Genomic DNA, 19,924 nt, shown 5'->3' on the forward strand with positions numbered 1-19,924 from the left:
TATTGATTTTTTCTATTTTGAAGATTTTAGATGGTCGTTTTTTGGTAAAATAATAAGACAGAAACAATAAATTCTTTTGCCAAAAATGAGATAAAAAAAACGACGCTGCACCTTCACAAAAGTGGCATTGTTGTGATAACAAATGACGCATAATGAAGCGAATGAAAACAAGCAGTGCGATTCATTTCATTCATTAGAATTGTTCTTGAAACAATAGAACAACGATTGTTTTCATCATTAACAACCTTTCTCTTCTATGAAAGAGCCGCGTACTTATTCACATTCGCTTCATTGATCGACAAGTTTATTTCAGCTTAAAAGTGATGGGAAGATTGTATTGAACCCGTACGGGCTTGCCATTTTCATATCCAGGCTTCCATTTCTTTTGCAACTTTGCCACTCTGAGAGCTTCTGCATCTAATAATGGGTCAATAGATCTGACAACCTTAAAATCTGATAATGATCCATCTTTTTCTACAACAAAATTCACGATGACGCGCCCTTCTATTTTCTTATTCTGCGCCTCTTCGGGATATTTCATGTTTGTTGCCAAAAAGTTCATTAAAGCCGGTATGCCCCCTTCGTACTGAGGCATCACTGATGATATTGCATATACTTTATCGTCATCATCTTTTACGGTGCCACCTTTCTTCTGTGTTTTGACTGGTGTCCGTTTCTTTTTGGGTTTTTGTGGTTGTGTTTGCCGCAAAACTTTTACGGCATCTTTCTTCACAATAGTGGGTTGTTCACTGATAGAGCGTGCGATACTCTCTATGTTGCTCGCGGCGAGGAGTGCGGCTACGAGCGGAAGGAAAAACAAGTATTTGACCTTTCCTACGGGTTTTGTTCTGCGTTTGTTCATCATCTTGATTCTTTTTTTTAATGGTAAAACATTGAAGTTATTTGAAATTGTAGCTACATTCTTTTGATACGACAATCCTAAGAGGTGGTATTGGTAGGTTTTAGAGTTGATTCCATTTGCCACCACTCGATGATCTGCCAAATATTCTATGTTCATTCTCACCTCTCGTCTCAACAACCATGCAAAAGGATTCATCCAACATACGATGGTAAAGAGTTCGGAACAAATGACATCTATCGAATGCCATTGTCTGGCATGTGTCTGCTCGTGCACCAATATCTCGTGTAGTTGAACAAGCGTTTGTGCATCGGGGTTTACAAAGATCCATTGGAAAAAGGAGAACGGACTGCCTTTGCCCTTGATGATATGTACCTTACAACCGTCTATCTCGCGCATTTTGGTGCGGATAATCATGGCCACAATCATGCCTACTTGCACCAACATCCGAAGCAAGAGTACTGCTACCCCACCTATATATATCCATTGCGCCACGTTCATCCAAGTCTGCTTGGCATTCTCTGCTCCGACAGTGAGTTCAGGAAGCACTACTTGTCGGTACGTTATTGCCATTCCTTGAGAGGTTTCAGCGGTCATGAGCCAATTGATTGTTGGCATCAATGGAACCAAGAAGGCGATGGCATAAATGCCTAACAAAAGACCTCTTCTCCAACCAAAGAACGTGTCTTTGGCACAAAACATCTGATAAAAGCCATACAACAGTATGAGGGCTATGTTTACTTTGACAAGATAGATAAGCATAATCTGTATTTCTTAAGTGTGCGTGTTCAAATCTATTATTTTCTAACCAGCGATAAGGAAAGGAGTTTATTCGTTACCCTTCTCAATTTGATCAATGATGTCTTGCAAGTCTTCAGAAGACAGTTTCTCTTCTTTTGCAAAGAAAGACACCATGTCCTTGAACGAGTTACTAAAGTAGTCACGAACAAAACGCGACATACAGTGCTGTTTGTACTTCTCTTCTGGAATAGCAGGAGAGTAAACGTAGGTGTTCCCTCGTTGCTCTTGATTTACAAAGTCTTTGCGCTTGAGGTTGTTCACCACCGAAGCAACAGTGGTGTATGGCGGTGGAGGCGTGCTCAGTTCACCCAATATTTGCTTTACCGTACAACTTCCTAATTGCCATATCCGTTGCATGACCTCTTCTTCTTGTACTGTCAATTTTTCCATATTCATCATCTTGCGTATTATCAACTTAAACAGTAAGCAACTGTCTGATGTCAGTCCATAGATTGCTTATCATTCGCAAATCTACGAACTTTTCGTAACAACTGCAAGCATTTATTGGTTAATAAATCATAAATATTTTGCAAAAGTAATTGTTTGTGACGTTATTACGAATATCTCGTAATACACATTAACACATAAAATAGTACTCGTTAGGGGTACTATTGGGCTGATTGAATATATCAAAAAAAGATTCTATAACGTTTCGTATAGACAAGTATAAGAGAGTATAAAAAATACTTATCCATACGATTCGTTATAGGAATCTTTGTCCATTCTTCTTCAAGCCTTATTCCTTTCATCCTCAAGCGTGTGATGCGCTTGAGAAGAAATTGTGGAGTATGAATTTTTGAATATTCAAAAATTGGACTAAATAATACTAAAATACTTGGTTCGTAAAAAATATTTAAGTAACTTCGAAAACAAAACACAAAATATTGCGCATGAAAATGTCAGATAACAACTATTGCGTCATTCTTGCCGGAGGAAAGGGAAAACGCCTTTGGCCCTGCAGCAGAGAGAAAAAGCCTAAACAATTTATCGACTTTTTCGGTACGGGTCGCACGCTGCTTCAACAAGCCTACGACCGCCAATTGAAGATAGTTCCCACAGATCATATCTTTGTTTGTACCAATCAAGCTTATTTGCCGTGGATACGAGAACAGCTACCCGACTTGACTGAAGAGCAAATCTTGGCGGAGCCTATTCATCGAAATACGGCGCCCAGTGTAGCATGGGCTGCACATCGCATCATGCGATATAATGAAAATGCCAACTTATTAGTAGTGCCGTCTGACCAAGTGATACAAAACGAAGAGGCTTTTGTGGATGATGTTCTGAAAGGGTTTGAGTTTGTAGAACAGCAGGCAGGACTTCTCACCTTGGGCATCAAGCCCACTCGCCCCGAACCAGGATATGGCTATATACAATTAGGTGAATCTGCTGGAAACAATGTGCATAAAGTGCAGTCGTTCACAGAAAAGCCTGAAAGAGAGTTTGCCAAAATGTTTGTAGAAAGTGGTGAGTTTTATTGGAATACGGGTATGTTCATGTCGAACATTAAATTTTTGTCGGCATGCTTAGACCGTTTGCTCCCCTTTGTGTTGGGAAATCTTGATCAGATGAATCCACAATGGACCATTGAAGAGGAAAACAAGTTTATTCATAAAAACTATCCACTCTACTCCAACTTATCCGTAGATTATGGTGTTTTGGAGAAATCGGAAGATGTGTACGTGATGAAATGCTCATTTGGGTGGGCAGATATTGGTACGTGGCACAGTATCTACGAATCCATGCAGAAAAGCGAATCGGACAATGTCATTATTGATAGCAATGTGATGCTTGAAGCCTGTCAGAACAATGTCATCAAACTGTCGAAGGGTAAGTTAGGCATCATTAACGGTTTAGACGGCTACATCATTGCCGAACACGACAATGTACTGCTCATTTGCAAGAAAGAAGATTCCTCGGCATTGCTGCGGAAGTACATTAATGAGGTGCAAATCAAGAAAGGCAACGAGTACATTTGATGACTTTGCGCAACAAGTAGGCGTTGTAAATCTGTCTGCTCACCATGTCAGAAGTGTGCATAAATAGAGGGACTGAGATGCTTTATTTTTTATGAAAAATATTGACATGGGTTCAAAATACGAGCGTATTTGCAACCAACTCATTAGTTGGTCGCAAATACGCTAAAAATATAAAACTCTTATTGTCAGTGCGTTACGCGATTGATGCACTATGTCCCTTTTATTAACTCATTACTTTAACCTCGCTAAAGCATGTACTTAGTCTCCTTAGATGCATGATATTGCACTGTTATCCCATGTTTCAAAGCACATTAACCCAATGAGTTATTGGAAAAAGGTGAAAAAACAACGCATTTGAAGGGTTATTTACCGCTTTCAAACATCATTATTTTTTCTATTTCGCAAATGCCAAATTTTGAAAAAATAGGACATTTTCGCCCTTTTACTCGCTACAAAAATATGCACCGCAGCAGTCGTTCAATAGACAAAAATGTTTGGCTTCCCGAAAGAGAACTGTTCTTTTGAAACCCTACAATCTCCTACTTTAGATATTCTTCACACAAGGCGACCCACAGTGAGGCACCTATGGGAAGGATTTCCTGATCGAAGATGTACTTAGGATTGTGTACCATAGGCGTTTCACCATTACCTAACATGATGTAACTTCCTGGTCGTTCTTGCAACATAAAGGCAAAGTCTTCACTGCTCATCAACGGCTTGCAAGGGTACACTACATTTTCCTCTCCAAAGTATTTGCGTGCCACTTCGGCAGCAAAAGCTGTTTCTTCGTGCGAATTGACAAGTACTGCTCCGGGTTGTCCCTCTTTAATTTCATACTTGCAACCAAAGCATTCTGCTTGAGCAGCAGTGATCTCACGAATACGTTGCAACACCAGCTGACGTCCATCGGGCTGCATGTTGCGCATAGACAACTTGAGTACAGCTTCGTCTGGAATAACGTTTCCTGCATTCCCAGCTTGGAATGAGCCGATGGTGACCACGCCATTATTCCAAGGAGAGAGGTTGCGTGCTACAATTGTCTGTAGTGCCATCACCAAAGAAGCACCCGCAACGACAGGGTCAATGCTTAGCTCGGGCATAGAACCATGCCCACCACGCCCCATTAAGCGTATCTCCCAATTATCTACCGCCGACATTGTTTCTCCATCATGGAAATGCAGTACACCCTTTGGTAGCCCAGGTATGTTATGTATGGCATATATTCTATCGGCATTAAACTTCTTGAAAAGTCCATCATCTATCATTGAAGGACCGCCCTGCATGGTCTCTTCGGCAGGCTGAAAATAGAAGTAAACGGTACCATTGAAGTGCTTTGTGTCTGCCAGATACTTAGCTGCCCCAAGTGCCATGGCACTGTGACCGTCGTGTCCGCAGAGATGAGAAATACCGTCGTGCCTACTTTTATAAGGTAGGTTGTTGATCTCTTGAATAGGGAGAGCATCCATGTCGGCTCTAATGCCTATTTTCTTCTTTCCATCGCCATGACTTAGGACACCTACCACACCCTCAATGCCATGTTTTCCTACATGCTCATGAACCTCGTAGCCCATATTCTTTAGCAGGTCGGCAACATACTTGCCGGTATTTACCTCTTGGGTAGATAGCTCAGGCTCTTGGTGCATGGCTTCCATCCACTGTTTCATCAGTGGCAACATAGCAGCCAATTCTTTCATTGGTTTTACGTTCATTTTAGTCATATCTTTGGAAGACGATTACTCGCTGCGATCGATAACGAACTTAAATGTTTCTTTCTTGCCATTTTCGTACTGCTGACTGGCGATATAGAGTCCGTTTTTGGAAGGGGAAGTAATCTGCGTTCCATTTGGAAGATAATAATGCGTTGCTACGATGCGTTGCCCCTTTCCTCCACGTTTTGCTACAGTTTTATCAATACCTGTGGGGTCTGTCGTCGTCAGGCGATAGGTCGCACCCTTGGAGGTATTGAATGTAATTTCATCATCGCTTACCTTGGTTGCGTTTACCTTGTTGCCCTGTCCATCAGTCAGAGTGAAGCCAGTGGCAATCTTAGGGTATTTCACGGTAGCTTTCTTGCCAGCTTTGGATACAATGTCAATGGACACCGCCTTGTTGTTCTTCCACCCAATGGACACTTCAAAGTTGTCTACGGCGCAAAGTCCCTTTACACTTCCGTTTTTCCACATCGATGGCAACGCTGGTAGGATATCAAGTTTTCCAAGATGACTCTGCAAGAGCATCTCCGCCATGCCTGCACATGCGCCAAAGTTTCCGTCAATCTGATAAGGTGTGTGAGCATCCCACAGGTTTTCGTACACGCCTCCTCCTTCACTGTTGCCAGTGTTGTCTTGGAAATGCAATGCTGTCCTCAGTAGTTTTTGGCACACCTTGCCGTTGCGCGCTCTGGCATGTAGGTTCACTTTCCACCCCATAGACCAACCCGTACCTGCATACCCTCTCGTGTTGAGCGAGTTGAGAGCAGCTTCATAGATGTTGGCGTCAATATCTCGTCCAATTTGGTTGCCTGGGTACAGTCCCATGAGATGCGACATGTGTCGATGCGAATTATAGGTAGGAACATTAGCCTGCGATGTGTACTTCCATTCGCGCAAGAGTGGCTTCCCATTCACATTTTCTATCGCCAAACCTGTATCTAATTTCTTGAACTTGTTGTTCAGGTCGTTGAGGAAGGTGGCATCCTCGTGAATACCCAACTCTGCTATCGCCTGTAAGGTATTGTTGAACAAGTCCCAAACCAATTGTTGTGAGTGTGCAGTAGCATTTTCGCTTCCAGGACCATGCTCGGGTGAAAACTCTTTAGGACACTCGTAAGTGCCGTCAGAAGCTTTCACCAATCGTTGCAACCAATATTCAGCGCATGAGCGCATGGCTGGATAAGCAATGTTTTTCAGATACTCTTTGTCCAATGTGAAACGGTAGTGCTGCCACAAGTGCATGCAGTACCAAGCGTTAGCAATGGTATAATTTTGCATCCAATTGGAGCCCGACCCATAGATGTTGTTTTCAGTTGTCAGCGTCCAACCTACTGTTTGTCCTGCAATCTGTTGCGCATTAGCTCGCCATTGCGGACGCTCGCAAGCCTCGCGGTGTATGTACTTCAAGAAAGGAAGATGCAACTCACTGAGATTGGTGATTTCAGCAGGCCAGTAATTCATCTGTACATTGATATTTGAGTGAATGTCACTGTTCCACGCAGGATTGTTGACGTTGTTCCAGATACCTTGCAAATTGCTTGGCAAGTCAACGCCTCGGCTGCTGCTAATCATCAGATATCGACCGTAGCAGAAATAAATTTCCTCTAACAGCAAATTGTCTGCCGGACTTATGGCAAAGTTGTCAATGAGCTGTCGTGTCGTTACGCTTGGCATCGCCTTCGTGATGTTGAGTTCGCAACGGTTATACAAAGCCTTATAGTCTTCTACATGCGCATCACATATCGCCGCATAGCCTTTGCTCAAAGCTGCGTCTACAACGCCTGTGACATGCGAAGGAAGCAAAGCTGCATCAGAGATATATTCGTCATTGGATGCGTCAAAATTAGTAGTGCCATAGAGATAGATAAACATCTCGTCAGCATTTTTCACGTCGATACCACCATCTTTGTTGACGGCAATCGTTCCACCCTTTGCTGTAACGTATGCCTTGCAATAGTAGGATTCGCCTTTGGGCGTGCCCGTACGTGGCACTTCGCCTTGGAAGGTGATAACGCCAGTGGTGCCATTCATGTTATAGGTAGGCGTTTTTCCGTTTTGGTTGAACAGGATGATGTTGTTACTAATCTTTCCCTTCTCGCTGGCTTTGTAATGTATGGCTATCACCTTGTCGGGGTACGAACAAATGTACTCTCTTTGGTAATCAACACCATTGGCAGTGTATGCCACTCCTGCCTTTGCATGGTCAATATCCAACCAACGACGATAATTGGTCGCTGCGTTGAGACGGCTGTCTGTTGACGTGATATATAGATTTCCAAAGTTCAGGTATGAGCCATAGTTAGGATTGCCCACAACTGCTCCTACATGACCTTTCCACAATGTCTTGTCGTTGAATTGCACTTCATCTCTCTTCACGCCTCCCATGACACAGCCGCCAAACTGTCCGTTACCAATCGGTAAAGTGGAAGTCATCCATACGGTGGCAGGCTCTGTGTACCACAGCGTGTGTTTGCTGGTAGGCTTCCATGTCGTAGCCCCCGTTAGGGACACTTCGTTGATGGGAGTAGGCTTGGCATCATTGATAACCATGTCGTTGATAGCGACAAATTGCAGAGGGTTGTTCGAATCGCCTTGAAACCATAAGCCCAACTTGCGACCAACACCAGCTCCTCCCCATTGATTCAGGAAAGTTTGTCCGCTTCCTGTAGTGGAAATCTCGAAGCCTTGATATTCTGTGTTGGTAGTTTTCAGTATTTTCAGATCCTTGACACCATTGGGCTGCGTGCCGGCACAAAAGAATTTGAGCGAAGTATTATAATACAGCGTTTGTCCTGCTGCGTTAACAATGTTATAGTTATCGCCTTTCTTTATTACTTTCCACGTTTGTTGTTTCTTCATGTTTGCCACAGGAGTAGCGGTTTGCACCTTACTGCCATTACCCATAGAGGTGATGACGGCTTGCCCCCGTTGCATCTGAATGTAATAGTACACTTCGTTGCCACTGGTACTAATGGTTGGCATGGAGGGTTGTGCAAAGGCAAGCATGCTAACAAGCAATGCTGTTAGTGTTGTAAAAATCTTTGTCATATAGGTTGTAGTATTTGTAAAGAATGATACAAAGATATACAAAAAATAGGATTTTTACGCTCAATCGTGCACATAAAAACAAAATCCTTTCTTTTTGATAAGGCGGAACTTTAGCTATTTCTTCAAAAAGAGGAAGGTGAGCAGCCATGATTTCAGTAGCATGGTTTGAATGCTCCCTTCCCTTTATGTTAAGCAGTTTTGATATTAAGAATACACGTTTTACACAGTGGACGTTGTTTCACAGAATTCGCAGAACCTGCAAATATCCTCATCTCACGAATGGGATATGCGCAGTTGGCACGTTCATTCCCTCCAGTTGCAACTGCACATCAACTCCTCGCGCATCTTCTTCTTCCCATGCAATGGCAACTGCTTTGCGTTCATGTGGCATCAAATGAAAATAGTTGTCGGTATAGTCGACTGGCAAAATCTGTTCGCCATCGCTACCTTTTAATTGCAAACGAATGAGCATGGCAGGCGTATCAGTGGGATTGTACAGTTTTACCTTCACCTTATTTTTATCCTTGACAAATGTCACAGCAGGCTTAACAGCGGGCAAAGAGTGCAAGGCTTGGAAGTTGCCCTCATCGGTAGAGCAAACATAAAAATTGTCAGATAACACCCTGTTTTGTGTATCTAATAGCGACATCTTCAAGAAATAGACTGTACCACGGATAGCAGGCGCATCGATAGCCATGCACTCTACGGTTGTATCGGGCTTGGTTTCTATCCGCTGTTGATACTTCACGATAGATTTTCCCCACATGTCCAGCACCTCACAGTGCGCTGTCAAGCTGTCCTTCACCATTTTATGAAGATTGACAACCTCCATTTTTCGAGTACTTGCATTCCATTGTATGTGCAATGGTTCGCATGCTTTTTTCACGCCAAAGTAAGCAGCTGTCGGTTCGAGGTAATAATCGTAGGTCTGCCATGTCATGCTGGGCCAACAAGGATGACTCATCCAAATGAGCAGTCCTAAGCGGTGCTTGCTACCCGATTCGAACATGGCACGATAGCCATTATAGTTCACCCATTGCGCAAGTTTGGTAAACTGATGTACGTCTCCAATCACACCAAAAGCCTTTTCAATAATTCCATTAAACGATGCACCACGCTGCGCACCCTCCAATGTATAGTCGTGCTTGCCCCAGGCATCGTTTTGAGGCCACAGATGATGAGGAGAAAGCGTGCGGCAAAGATTCTCGTAGTTCATCACGTTGGGCATTCCACGCTCCGTGTGCAACTTGCCTGTTTGCTTTTCAAAATATTCTTTTTCAGGCAAAGCCCAATAAGGACCGTGCCCACTGACACCCTCATCCGCCGAACTGGAGATATATAACATGTCCGGGTGCATGGTATTTACGATTTGGCGAAGAGCTGTATCGAGCGTCTTGGGTGGAAATCCCTCGTTTCGTCCACAGTACAAGGCAATGCAGGGGTGATTGCGAATGCGATAAACATCGTCCTTCGCATTGTTTAAGAACATACGCTCATCCTGTGGATCGGGACCGTCAGAGGGGTTTGCCAACCAGAAATCTTTCCATACCATGATGCCGTAGCGGTCGCAAGCCTCGTAAAACTCATCATTGCCTGTTTGTCCTACCCAATTGCGTATCATATTGCAATTCATGTTGCGATGGTATTTTACAGCCGCATCGTATTCGCGTGCCCTATAGTTAAGGTTGCTCTCGCTGAAGCCCCAGTTACCTCCAAGAGGAACAAATCGTTTCCCATTAATATATAAGGTAAGACGTGTGTCTGCGTCTTTATAGCTCATTTGGCGAATACCAGCCTTATAATGTAATGGTTGAGAGTCTCCGCCGTGGGCTTCGAAGGTGTAGCCCGCATCGTAAAGATATGGCTCTCCGTAACCATTAGGCCACCACAAACGGAAACATTGTCGCTGCAGTTGCGCATAATCCGTTGGTAAGAAAGTGGCTTCTATGGTGGTTGAGGCAGGAATGGTGACTGGCTTTTGAAACTTGACCGTCCCTATCCACCCTTTTAGTACTCCATGAATGGGGTGTTGCTGGTTGTTGGTAAGGCGGACAGAGGGCGTCACTGTTGCCAACGTATCAGGCAAATGAAGACGAGTGGTGACCACGGCATCACTTAATGTAACACTTCCTTCTGCAGTTAAATACACATGATTCCATATCCCAATATTACGTCCACGGACTGTGGAAATCCAATCCCACCCAATTGTGGCATGAAAAGTAGGGTTGTCCGCTCCCAAGATACCACCATTAAAATCGGTGTTGAACTGGTTTTTCTCCTTCACTGCACCAGGATGTTGGGTCTTGATAATCTCTACAGCCAACACATTTTTGCCCTCTCTCAGTAGGTGGGTAATCTCTGTTTTACTGCGTATGAATGCCCCTTCTATGCAATTGATGCGCTTTCCATTCAGATAGATGTTAGCTTTCCAGTTAATACCATCAAAATGAAGAAATACAGCTTGCCCTACCATCTCTTTCGGCAAGACGAAAGTACGACGATACCAAAAGTTGGAATTGAAGAACGATTCAGATGCCATAAACAACTGGTTGTCCTTATTGGGATGAGGTACAGCTCCTATATTGACATAACTTGACAGCACAGTAGCAGGTACTGTAGCGGTTATCCAACCACTATCATCGAAGTTTAGACTTGCTATTTGTTCTCCCACAGCATGTACTTCTGAAACTCGTTGTAACCGCCAGTTTCCGCCATTCAGGCTCCATCTATTGTCTTGGTAAGTACTTTCGGGATAAGGTTTGGCAGTAAGTCCGCCTCTACCCATCACCTCTATTTCGCTCAACACAAACGGTTTGCCATTCTTCGATGCTGTCATTTTCACTTTTACATAGCGTGCCGTGGCTTTGCAAGCAATAGTTTCTTGTCTTTGTGTTCGTTGCTGAAGATTGGCAATGTGCTCCCAATGCTCATCATCTTTTGATACCAGCACCTCGCCTCGTATGGCTTTGTTGAGCCAATGCAACTTTATTTTGTCGAAAGAGGCTTGCGTTCCTAAATCCACTTTTACCCATTCATCGCTCGAAGTAGCACTCATCCAAGCACTACGAAAAGCTGCAGAAGGCAACACATCGGTGACGGGGGTGCCGTTTTGGGCGAAGTTAAGTTGGGTCAGCGTCCAATGTGCAGCACCTGCCATTTGGAGCTCCAAGCGCAAACCGTATAGACGGGGCACTTTGCCATTTAGTCTGAATGCCATTTTCAAATTGCGTGTAGGCAGCAGTTCGGTGTCAGTTACCTTGTTAGGGTCGCTATGCGCCTTGTATCTGGACGCTATACCAGGCAACGAGTCGGCTGCTTGCTGCGCCACGACCTGCCATTTTCCCCTCTCATCACAAGCCAACAATCTAATCTTATAACCGCTCGTAGCTTGTTGTTCGTGGTAAGCCACGCGAGCAACAATGCTTATTTCGTTGGCAATAACATGCATGTTGTCCCACTGGTATTGAATGAAAGCCTTACTTCCCAGTAGGATATTTCGCGTATATTCGCCTCGGTCGATAGCCCATTCACGTTCTCTAAGGGGTAAAATGCCTTGATTGGTTGTAACTGTGAGACGAGGAGGCATCGCACGAGTGATAATGCCATCGGTAATGAGTTGTGCCGTGAGATTGTAATCATAGCTCGAAGAATGGTACGCCTTACGATGCAAAGCAATGTTGCGGTACGTGTTGTCCTGCACTAACGTAGGCACATAAGCCTCTTGCACACGCCCCGGATAAATGCCAATGCCACGAGTATAGGTTTGTGCAAAAGCAAATTGTACCCAAAAAGTCATCGTTACCAAAAAGCCATAAAAATACCTTGAATGCCGTATCATATCGTATGTCATTGAAAATTGATTGTTGATTGTTTGACAAAAATAAGCATAATGTACAAGAACACAAAAGGTTAACTCAAGAAAATAAGTTAACCTTTTACACTATATTGTTTTATTTAATATCGAAGAGTATCCTTTTTGCAAAGGTAGATAGATTTACAAATCTATTTGCTTCAAAATCTTATGGGTAGCTCCTGTCTTAGATTCCACATAGCTGCCAGCCGCTTCGCCACTCAATTGCAAGTACTCTTGTTGCGTCATGAGCTGTTGCATCATACGTGCAAACGAAGAACAGTCCGTGATTTCGAACCCTCCCTTCGCCTTAATCAGTTCCTGCGCTTCTTGAAAACGCTGATGATTAGGACCAAAAAGTACGGGCATTTTCCATACAGCGGCTTCTAACACGTTGTGTATTCCTACCCCAAAGCCACCACCAACGTATGCCACTTCACCATAATGATAAACACTCGATAGCAGTCCAAAGCAGTCGATTAACAAGCATTGAGCTTGTGCGGCTTCTTCGGGTGTTGTTGCGGTGTAACGTACTGTCTTTCCCTTGCATTTTTCTTCGATACGCTTCAAATGCTCTTCGTTGATGACATGGGGGGCGATGATCATTTTCCAATCCTTATATTCGTTCATGAAAGGAATAAAAATATCCTCGTCTGGCGCCCAACTTGAGCCTGCAACAAACACTTTTTTATCTGCTTTGAAAGCCTTAACTATCGGAAGTTGCTGAGCTTTCTCTTTGATTTGCAACACTCTATCAAAGCGAGTATCGCCTACGACATCGACTGTGTCTATCCCTATCGTGTGAAGCAAGTGCTTGCTCTTTTCGTTTTGAACGAAGAAATGCGTAAAACATCTCAAGACGCCTGCATAACTTTTGCCATACCAACGGAAGAAAATTTGATGCTCTCGGAAGATACTACTCACACTATACACAGGTACATTGCGGTGCTTGAGGATGTGAAGATAGTTGTACCAAAATTCATATTTAATGAAGAAAGCCATGCAAGGATGCACCGCTCGCAAAAACCTACGGGCATTGCGAATGGTGTCTACGGGCAGATAGCACACGATATCGGCATGCTCGTAGTTCTTTCTTACCTCGTAACCCGAAGGCGAGAAAAAGGTAAGTAGTATTTTGTATTCGGGATATTCGCTCCGTATAAGTTCTATCAAAGGGCGACCTTGTTCAAATTCTCCCAACGATGCGGCATGAAACCAAATGTACTGATGATTGGGATTGACATTCTTTTTCAGAATGCCAATCGCTTCATGTTCACCTTTCCACATGGTACGCACTTTTTTGCTGAAAGCACTGGCTACAGCAACACCAAGTAAATAGATATAGATAGCTACTTGGTAAACAACGGAAATTGGTTTTCTACTATCCACCTTCCTTATTCAGAAGTTGATTGAAGTGTAGGAATAACTTCAATGGCTTTATGTAACCGTTTTAACGTCTCTTCCTTCCCGAGGAACGCAGAGATGTCAAACATGCCAGGACCTTTGCCTATTCCTACCAATGTTAAACGAAAGGCGTTCATGACATCGCCCAATTTATATCCTTTGTCTTCAACCCATTTCATGACTTTCTCTTCTTGATTCTTCAACGAGAAGTCGTCTAAACTTTCCAGCAAAGCAGCCAATTCAGTCATTTGCTGAACAGAATAGTCTTTCCAACGTTTGCGAACAGTCTTGGGGTCGTATTCTAACGGAGCCACAAAGAAGAACGAACATAAGGGCCACAATTCCTTCACAAAGTCGACCCGGTCTTTCATCATGTGTACTACCTGTGTGATGCGTTCCAACGATTCATCAACCCCATTGTTGGCAACGATAGGTGCAAAGAGTTCAGCAATCTCGTCATCGCTCTTCGATAAGATGTACTCGTGATTGAACCAGATACCTTTTTGATAATCAAACTTAGCACCTGCCTTGGAACATCGCGTGATGTCAAAGGCGTCTACCAACTCATCAAGACTGAAAAGTTCTTGATCTGTACCTGGATTCCAGCCCAATAACGCCAAGAAGTTAATGACTGCCTCGGGGAAATAACCACTTTCACGATAGCCAGACGATACCTCTCCCGACTTTGGGTCGTGCCATTCCAAAGGGAATACAGGGAAACCAAGTCGATCACCATCACGTTTCGACAACTTTCCTTTGCCTTCTGGCTTTAAGAGTAACGGCAGATGAGCAAACAAGGGCATGGTATCCGCCCAACCAAACGCTTGATACAACAAAACGTGTAACGGTGCGCTGGGCAACCATTCTTCGCCTCTAATGACATGAGTAATCTCCATCAGGTGGTCATCCACAATGTTTGCCAAATGATAAGTTGGCAATTCATCGGCACTCTTGTAAAGCACCTTATCATCAAGGATGTCGCTTTTAACAATCACTTCGCCACGTATCATATCTTGCACGTGCACTTCTACTCCGGGTTCTATCTTAAAGCGAACCACAAATTGTTCACCATCAGCAATCCGTTGGTCGCACTCTTCCTTACTCATCGTCAAAGAGTTGCGCATCTGTGTCCTTGTATGAGCATCATATTGGAAATTATCTATTTCCTTTCTCTTTGCATCCAATTCTTCTGGTGTGTCAAAGGCAATGTAAGCCTTTCCTTCCTCTAACAATTGCTTGACATACTTTTTATAGATGTCTCTCCGCTCACTCTGACGGTAAGGACCATGCTCACCCCCAAAACTAACGCCCTCATCAAACTGAATACCCAGCCATTTGAAGGATTCCAAGATATATGCTTCGGCTCCTGGCACAAACCGATTGGTGTCGGTGTCTTCGATTCTAAACACAAAATCGCCGCCATGTTGACGCGCGAAGAGATAATTATACAATGCCGTTCGCACTCCGCCAATATGCAGAGGGCCCGTAGGACTTGGTGCAAAGCGCACACGTACTTTTCTTTCTGCCATTCTTAATAAATGAAGATAAGATATATAAATATGTGTAAAAACAAGCCGCACTTTAACAAGTAAAGTCTACCTGCTTATTTTTTGATTCACGTTATTTTTTGCAAAAGTAATCTTTTTTTTGCATTATAGCGTATTTTTTTTGTATTTTCGCATAATGATTATAGTAATCACATTTTTTTCTTACTTCAATGAAAGATAGAAACTTAAAGGAAATAACAAGCCTATTCTTATCATGAAGAAGTGACTTTATCAACCCAACCAAAGAATTTGCATCAGCATGAGCAACTTTAATTTTAAGGAATCCATACAGTGGCGTAACCTATTTACCCGTAGTGCTTTAATTCTCATCACCGTGGCACTCATCGTTTGGTTGTTGCCAAGAAATGCAAGTCAGCAATTTCATTATGACATCGATAAGCCATGGATGTACAACTCGTTTATAGCAAGTTTTGATTTTCCTGTTTACAAGACGGATGAAGCCATTCAAGAGGAGAAAGATTCTTTGCTACAATATTATCAACCTTACTTTAACTATCGCACACAAGTTGAGAAACAACAGATTGATCGCTTCAAGAACGATTTTAAGGTAGGTATTCCAGGGCTGCCCACAGTGTACCTGAACATTCTGTTGGATCGTCTCCACCGCCTATATCAGCAGGGTATTATCAACACACCTGAGTACAATCGCTTTGGAAAAGACTCCACAAGCATGGTGAGAGTGGTGAGCGGAAAACAGGTACAAAGTCTCCAAATTAACTGTATCAACTCTACACTCTCGGCTTATGAGCAACTCTTTAACGACGCAAAGTTGATGCCTTACCGACAACTACTACAACGCTGTAACCTCAACGAATATATCCAACCCAACATGGATTATGACAAAGAGCGCAGTGAGACCGAACTTAACGACCTTCTCAGTGGAATAGCGATTGCCAGCGGAATGGTGATTAGCGGACAAAAGATTATTGACCGTGGTGATATTGTCAACGAATACACCTATCGGGTACTCAATTCTTTTGAGCGGGAGATGCAACGTAGAAACGTTTCGGCAGATGAAATGAAGACTACTTTTTACGGGCAATTGCTCTATGTCACCATACTTGTGCTGCTATTTACGATTTATCTTTCTCTTTTCCGCAAAGACTATTTTAACAAGCCAAGCAGCATCACCATGCTCTATGTACTTGTGACGATATTTCCTATCATCGTATCGTTAATGATTAGGCACAACCTTTTTAGCATATACATCCTACCATTAACCACTGCAGCCATCTTTGTGCGCATGTTCATGGATTCCAGAACTGCATTCGTTACGCATTGTACTATCGTGCTTATCTGTGCAGCGGCAGTGAAGTATCAATATGAGTTTATCATTATGCAAATTGTTGCGGGTATGGTAGCTATCTATTCGCTGCGCGAACTCACACAACGCTCACAGGTATTCAAAACAGCTATCTTGGTTGGACTGTCTTATATCGCTGTTTATTTTTCGCTACAACTCATGCAAAACAGTTCGCTCAACAAGCTCGATGCAGACATGTATTACCACTTTGTCGTGAATGCCGTACTACTACTATTGGCTTATCCTTTGATGTTCATCATTGAAAAAATGTTCGGCTTCACATCTAATGTTACCTTGTTCGAGCTGTCCAACACCAATAGAGGCATTTTACGCAACCTTAGTGAAATAGCCCCAGGCACTTTCCAACACTCCATCACGGTAGCAAACTTAGTTGTAGAGATTGCTAACAAAATCGAAGCCAACAGTTTGTTGGTTCGTACAGGAGCGCTCTATCATGACATTGGCAAAATGACCAATCCCGCTTATTTCACTGAAAACCAAGTAGGAGCCAACCCACATATAGGGTTGTCGCCTAAAGAGAGTGCACGAATCATTATCAGTCATGTTACTGAAGGGGTAAAACTCGCTGAACAAAATAACCTACCTTCGTTTATCAAAGATTTTATCTTGACACACCATGGCACCAGTACGGCAAGTTATTTCTATATACAATATAAGAATGATCACCCTGATGAGGAGGTAGACCCCGCTCCTTTCAGTTATCCGGGTCCTGATCCCTTTACGCGTGAGCAGGCTATCCTCATGATGGCAGACTCGGTAGAGGCTGCTTCACGGTCGTTGCCAGAATACACCGAAGAGAGTATTACCGAACTTACCAATCGAATTATTGACGGACAATTGTCACGTGGGGCATTTGTCGATTGTCCTATTACCTTTAGAGACGTTTTACAAGCCAAACAAGTGCTCATAGAAAGATTAAAAGCTATATATCATACTCGTATTTCCTATCCTCAAGAAAAAAAGTGAGAAAGAAAAGTTTCCTTTGTACAAATGGGTAGGCGCATATGTCAACGAGAAGTTAATTGATGTAGTTATCTCACTCCATTGATATTTATGAAACACCACCTAACAATCAAATTTGTTGCACAAACCAAATATTTTGTGCAACAAAACTCTTTATTTGTGTTAATATATTTTAAGGAATAGAGGACTTTTAAGGAAATCCTGAACAAGTTAAATACTTTTGCAATCAAATTTATAATAAAAAAAATGAAAAAAGTAATTTACGTAATTTCAGGATTATTATCCATTTGTACAGCAGTGAATGCTGGTGGTCTTCTTACCAACACCAACCAAAATATTGCTTTTAATAGAAATTTTGCGAGAGATGGTGCCATTGGTATTGACGGTGTTTACGCTAACCCAGCAGGCGTAGCCTTCTTAAGTAAGGGGTGGCACTTATCATTCAATGCCCAAAATGTATATCAGTCGCGAACTATAAAAAGCGGCATGACAATTCCTTCAATGGAAAAGACCCCTTTTTATCAACCTTTCAAACTCAATGGAGGTAACGAGAATGGAATTAAAGAATATACAGGAAAAGCTGCCGTACCCATACTCCCTTCTTTGCAAGCAGCACTAAATTACGACAAATGGGGCATACAGATGGCATTTGGTCTCTTTGGTGGTGGGGGCAAAGCCACCTTTAATGATGGACTTGGCTCTTTTGAACGTCAAGTATCTGTTATCCCTGCATTATTAGCTTCGGCAGGACTGTCCAGCAAAACACCTCACTACTCCATGAATAGTTATATAAGTGGTCAGCAATACATCTTTGGTGTTCAGTTAGGAAGCACTTATAAAATGAACAAACACCTATCCGCATACGCTGGTATGCGTATCAATTATGTCCTAAATAAGTACGAGGGAAACATTACTAACATAACCGCCAACATAGGAGGAGCTGATGTTAATCTTAACAACTATTTTTCAGAACAAGCGACAAAATTAAGAATGCAGGCAACAATGTTGAGTTCGAAAGCTACCAATCTGCCTGCTGGAGCCGAGAAAACAAAACTGGAAGCTACTGCTGCAAAACTGAATGCTGGTGCATCAGCAATGGATAGTTATAAAGAAAAAGTGCAAGATAAATACTTGGATTGCACACAAACTGGCTGGGGTGTTACTCCCATCATTGGACTAAACTTTAATTACAAGAAATGGAATGTAGGTACTCGTATGGAGTTCAATACCTATCTCAACATCCAAAATAATACAAAACGAGATGATACTGGCATGTTCAAACATGGAGTGAACACACCCAACGACATTCCTGCCCTTTGGACCATTGGCGTACAATATGCTGTTCTTCCAAATCTGCGTACGATGATAGCTTATCATCACTTTTTTGACAAGAGCGCACGCATGGCAAACAACAAACAAGAACAGCTAAGTGGCAATACTCAAGAATATTTGGCAGGCGCAGAATGGGATATAACAAAAGATGTTATGATTAGTGCTGGCATGCAACGTACCAAATATGGCTTGGGCGATGGAAGCTACCTTTCAGATATGAGCTTTGTTACCAGTAGCTACTCTTTTGGTTTTGGTGGTTCTGTACGCATCATGAAACGTGCACGTCTCAATGTAGCTTATTTTTGGACGAACTATGAACAACTTGATAAATCTTCATCAGAACCTTTACCCTTATTACAATCAACAAACAAAAAGATGGTAGCAAATAACACCGATAATTTTACACGTACCAATAAAGTTCTGGGTGTCGGTTTAGATATAGACTTTTAATCACTTATAAATACCACTTTTTATGACAAGGGAAGTACTCATTTCGAATACTTCCCTTTTTTCATAAAACTATTAAGAAACCTTTGCAATCAGAGTGTCTTATGGCAATCCTAAATGAAAGAATTTCAACTCATTCCTTACGTAAAGGAAGAAAGAACATATCGCACTGACAAACAATTAGTTAGAAATTTAGAGAATGTCCCTTCATAAGAAAGCACTTGCAGAACTGATAGCATGTGACATTAAAGGGAAATTAATGCTGAATTTTCTTTACAAAGTGTCTCTCATAACTCGCGTGAAAACATCCAACGGCAAAGTTGGTCGCAAATACGCAAGTTATGAGAGACTTTTATAACTCTTTGTTATTGAATGCATTACACTTAAAACGTCTCTTTTCTTTCGAGTTTTTACCACTTTTTGGCGATTGAAGCATTGAGATAAGCCTACAATTTGCATGCTTTAACGCTGCTACTGTATGTGAATAATACCTCTAAAGAGTGTTTCCAAGAGCGTAAAGTCAATGTTTCAGCTTAAAAAGGTGTTTATTTTGTGAAAATCAGCCCATTTTTGCAGGTCGTTTGCCTATTGATTTTTTCTATTTTGAAGATTTTAGATGGCCGTTTTTTGGTAAAAT

Annotated in this window: 11 protein-coding genes; 4 read left to right on the top strand and 7 right to left on the bottom strand. The window is 42.5% G+C overall.

Features of this window, described 5'->3' with window-relative positions; translation table 11 throughout:
- Positions 1-304 precede the first annotated feature (304 nt).
- Positions 305-1,621 carry a M56 family metallopeptidase gene (locus HMPREF9304_RS04855; protein ID WP_036926976.1) on the bottom strand — a complete coding sequence of 439 codons (1,317 nt, stop codon included), beginning with the start codon at positions 1,619-1,621 and terminating at the stop codon, positions 305-307.
- Positions 1,622-1,687: 66 nt separating this feature from the next.
- Positions 1,688-2,056: a BlaI/MecI/CopY family transcriptional regulator gene (locus tag HMPREF9304_RS04860; RefSeq protein WP_036926988.1), complete on the bottom strand. Its 369-nt coding sequence runs from the start codon at positions 2,054-2,056 to the stop codon at positions 1,688-1,690.
- A gap of 494 nt (positions 2,057-2,550) precedes the next feature.
- Between HMPREF9304_RS04860 and HMPREF9304_RS04865 the strand changes: the two genes are divergently transcribed.
- Positions 2,551-3,639, top strand: a complete 1,089-nt coding sequence (locus HMPREF9304_RS04865; RefSeq protein ID WP_036926977.1) for a mannose-1-phosphate guanylyltransferase — start codon at positions 2,551-2,553, stop codon at positions 3,637-3,639.
- A 327-nt stretch (positions 3,640-3,966) separates the two neighbouring features.
- The gene (locus HMPREF9304_RS04870) at positions 3,967-4,164 is read left to right on the top strand and encodes a hypothetical protein (protein ID WP_036926979.1); all 198 of its coding nucleotides are present in this window, start codon (positions 3,967-3,969) and stop codon (positions 4,162-4,164) included.
- 14 nt (positions 4,165-4,178) lie between these two features.
- Here the strand turns inward: HMPREF9304_RS04870 and HMPREF9304_RS04875 are convergent, their stop codons facing one another.
- From HMPREF9304_RS04875 to gltX, 5 genes are all read right to left on the bottom strand, one after another.
- Complete coding sequence (locus tag HMPREF9304_RS04875) at positions 4,179-5,348, bottom strand: M20 aminoacylase family protein (RefSeq protein WP_036926980.1); 1,170 nt, start codon at positions 5,346-5,348, stop codon at positions 4,179-4,181.
- Between the two features lie 24 nt (positions 5,349-5,372).
- On the bottom strand, positions 5,373-8,399 hold the full coding sequence (locus tag HMPREF9304_RS04880; protein WP_052045912.1) for a glycoside hydrolase family 95 protein: 3,027 nt from the start codon (positions 8,397-8,399) through the stop codon (positions 5,373-5,375).
- Positions 8,400-8,667: 268 nt separating this feature from the next.
- A complete protein-coding gene (locus HMPREF9304_RS04885) occupies positions 8,668-12,249 on the bottom strand; it encodes a glycosyl hydrolase 2 galactose-binding domain-containing protein (protein ID WP_231564471.1) in 3,582 nt (1,193 codons plus the stop codon).
- A 144-nt stretch (positions 12,250-12,393) separates the two neighbouring features.
- A complete protein-coding gene (locus HMPREF9304_RS04890) occupies positions 12,394-13,638 on the bottom strand; it encodes a 3-deoxy-D-manno-octulosonic acid transferase (RefSeq protein ID WP_197061641.1) in 1,245 nt (414 codons plus the stop codon).
- A 5-nt stretch (positions 13,639-13,643) separates the two neighbouring features.
- A complete protein-coding gene (gltX, locus tag HMPREF9304_RS04895) occupies positions 13,644-15,182 on the bottom strand; it encodes a glutamate--tRNA ligase (protein WP_036926983.1) in 1,539 nt (512 codons plus the stop codon).
- 277 nt (positions 15,183-15,459) lie between these two features.
- On the opposite strand from gltX, the gene HMPREF9304_RS04900 reads away from it, so the two are divergent.
- Positions 15,460-17,511 (top strand): HD family phosphohydrolase, encoded by a 2,052-nt coding sequence (locus tag HMPREF9304_RS04900; protein ID WP_036926985.1) that lies wholly within the window; start codon positions 15,460-15,462, stop codon positions 17,509-17,511.
- Positions 17,512-17,754: 243 nt separating this feature from the next.
- Complete coding sequence (locus HMPREF9304_RS04905) at positions 17,755-19,290, top strand: hypothetical protein (protein WP_156104764.1); 1,536 nt, start codon at positions 17,755-17,757, stop codon at positions 19,288-19,290.
- Positions 19,291-19,924: the final 634 nt, after the last annotated feature.

It is taken from the genome of Hoylesella timonensis S9-PR14 (assembly GCF_000762405.1).
In the GTDB taxonomy this organism is placed as follows: domain Bacteria; phylum Bacteroidota; class Bacteroidia; order Bacteroidales; family Bacteroidaceae; genus Prevotella; species Prevotella timonensis_A.

What these genes read in the sequence shown, in the direction of transcription:
- HMPREF9304_RS04905 (WP_156104764.1), top strand. Translation starts at nt 17,755, where the DNA reads ATGAAAAAAGTAATTTACGTAATTTCAGGATTATTATCCATTTGTACA.
- HMPREF9304_RS04860 (WP_036926988.1), bottom strand. Translation starts at nt 2,056, where the DNA reads ATGAATATGGAAAAATTGACAGTACAAGAAGAAGAGGTCATGCAACGG.
- HMPREF9304_RS04880 (WP_052045912.1), bottom strand. Translation starts at nt 8,399, where the DNA reads ATGACAAAGATTTTTACAACACTAACAGCATTGCTTGTTAGCATGCTT.
- HMPREF9304_RS04865 (WP_036926977.1), top strand. Translation starts at nt 2,551, where the DNA reads ATGAAAATGTCAGATAACAACTATTGCGTCATTCTTGCCGGAGGAAAG.
- gltX (WP_036926983.1), bottom strand. Translation starts at nt 15,182, where the DNA reads ATGGCAGAAAGAAAAGTACGTGTGCGCTTTGCACCAAGTCCTACGGGC.
- HMPREF9304_RS04855 (WP_036926976.1), bottom strand. Translation starts at nt 1,621, where the DNA reads ATGCTTATCTATCTTGTCAAAGTAAACATAGCCCTCATACTGTTGTAT.
- HMPREF9304_RS04875 (WP_036926980.1), bottom strand. Translation starts at nt 5,348, where the DNA reads ATGAACGTAAAACCAATGAAAGAATTGGCTGCTATGTTGCCACTGATG.
- HMPREF9304_RS04885 (WP_231564471.1), bottom strand. Translation starts at nt 12,249, where the DNA reads ATGACATACGATATGATACGGCATTCAAGGTATTTTTATGGCTTTTTG.
- HMPREF9304_RS04900 (WP_036926985.1), top strand. Translation starts at nt 15,460, where the DNA reads ATGAGCAACTTTAATTTTAAGGAATCCATACAGTGGCGTAACCTATTT.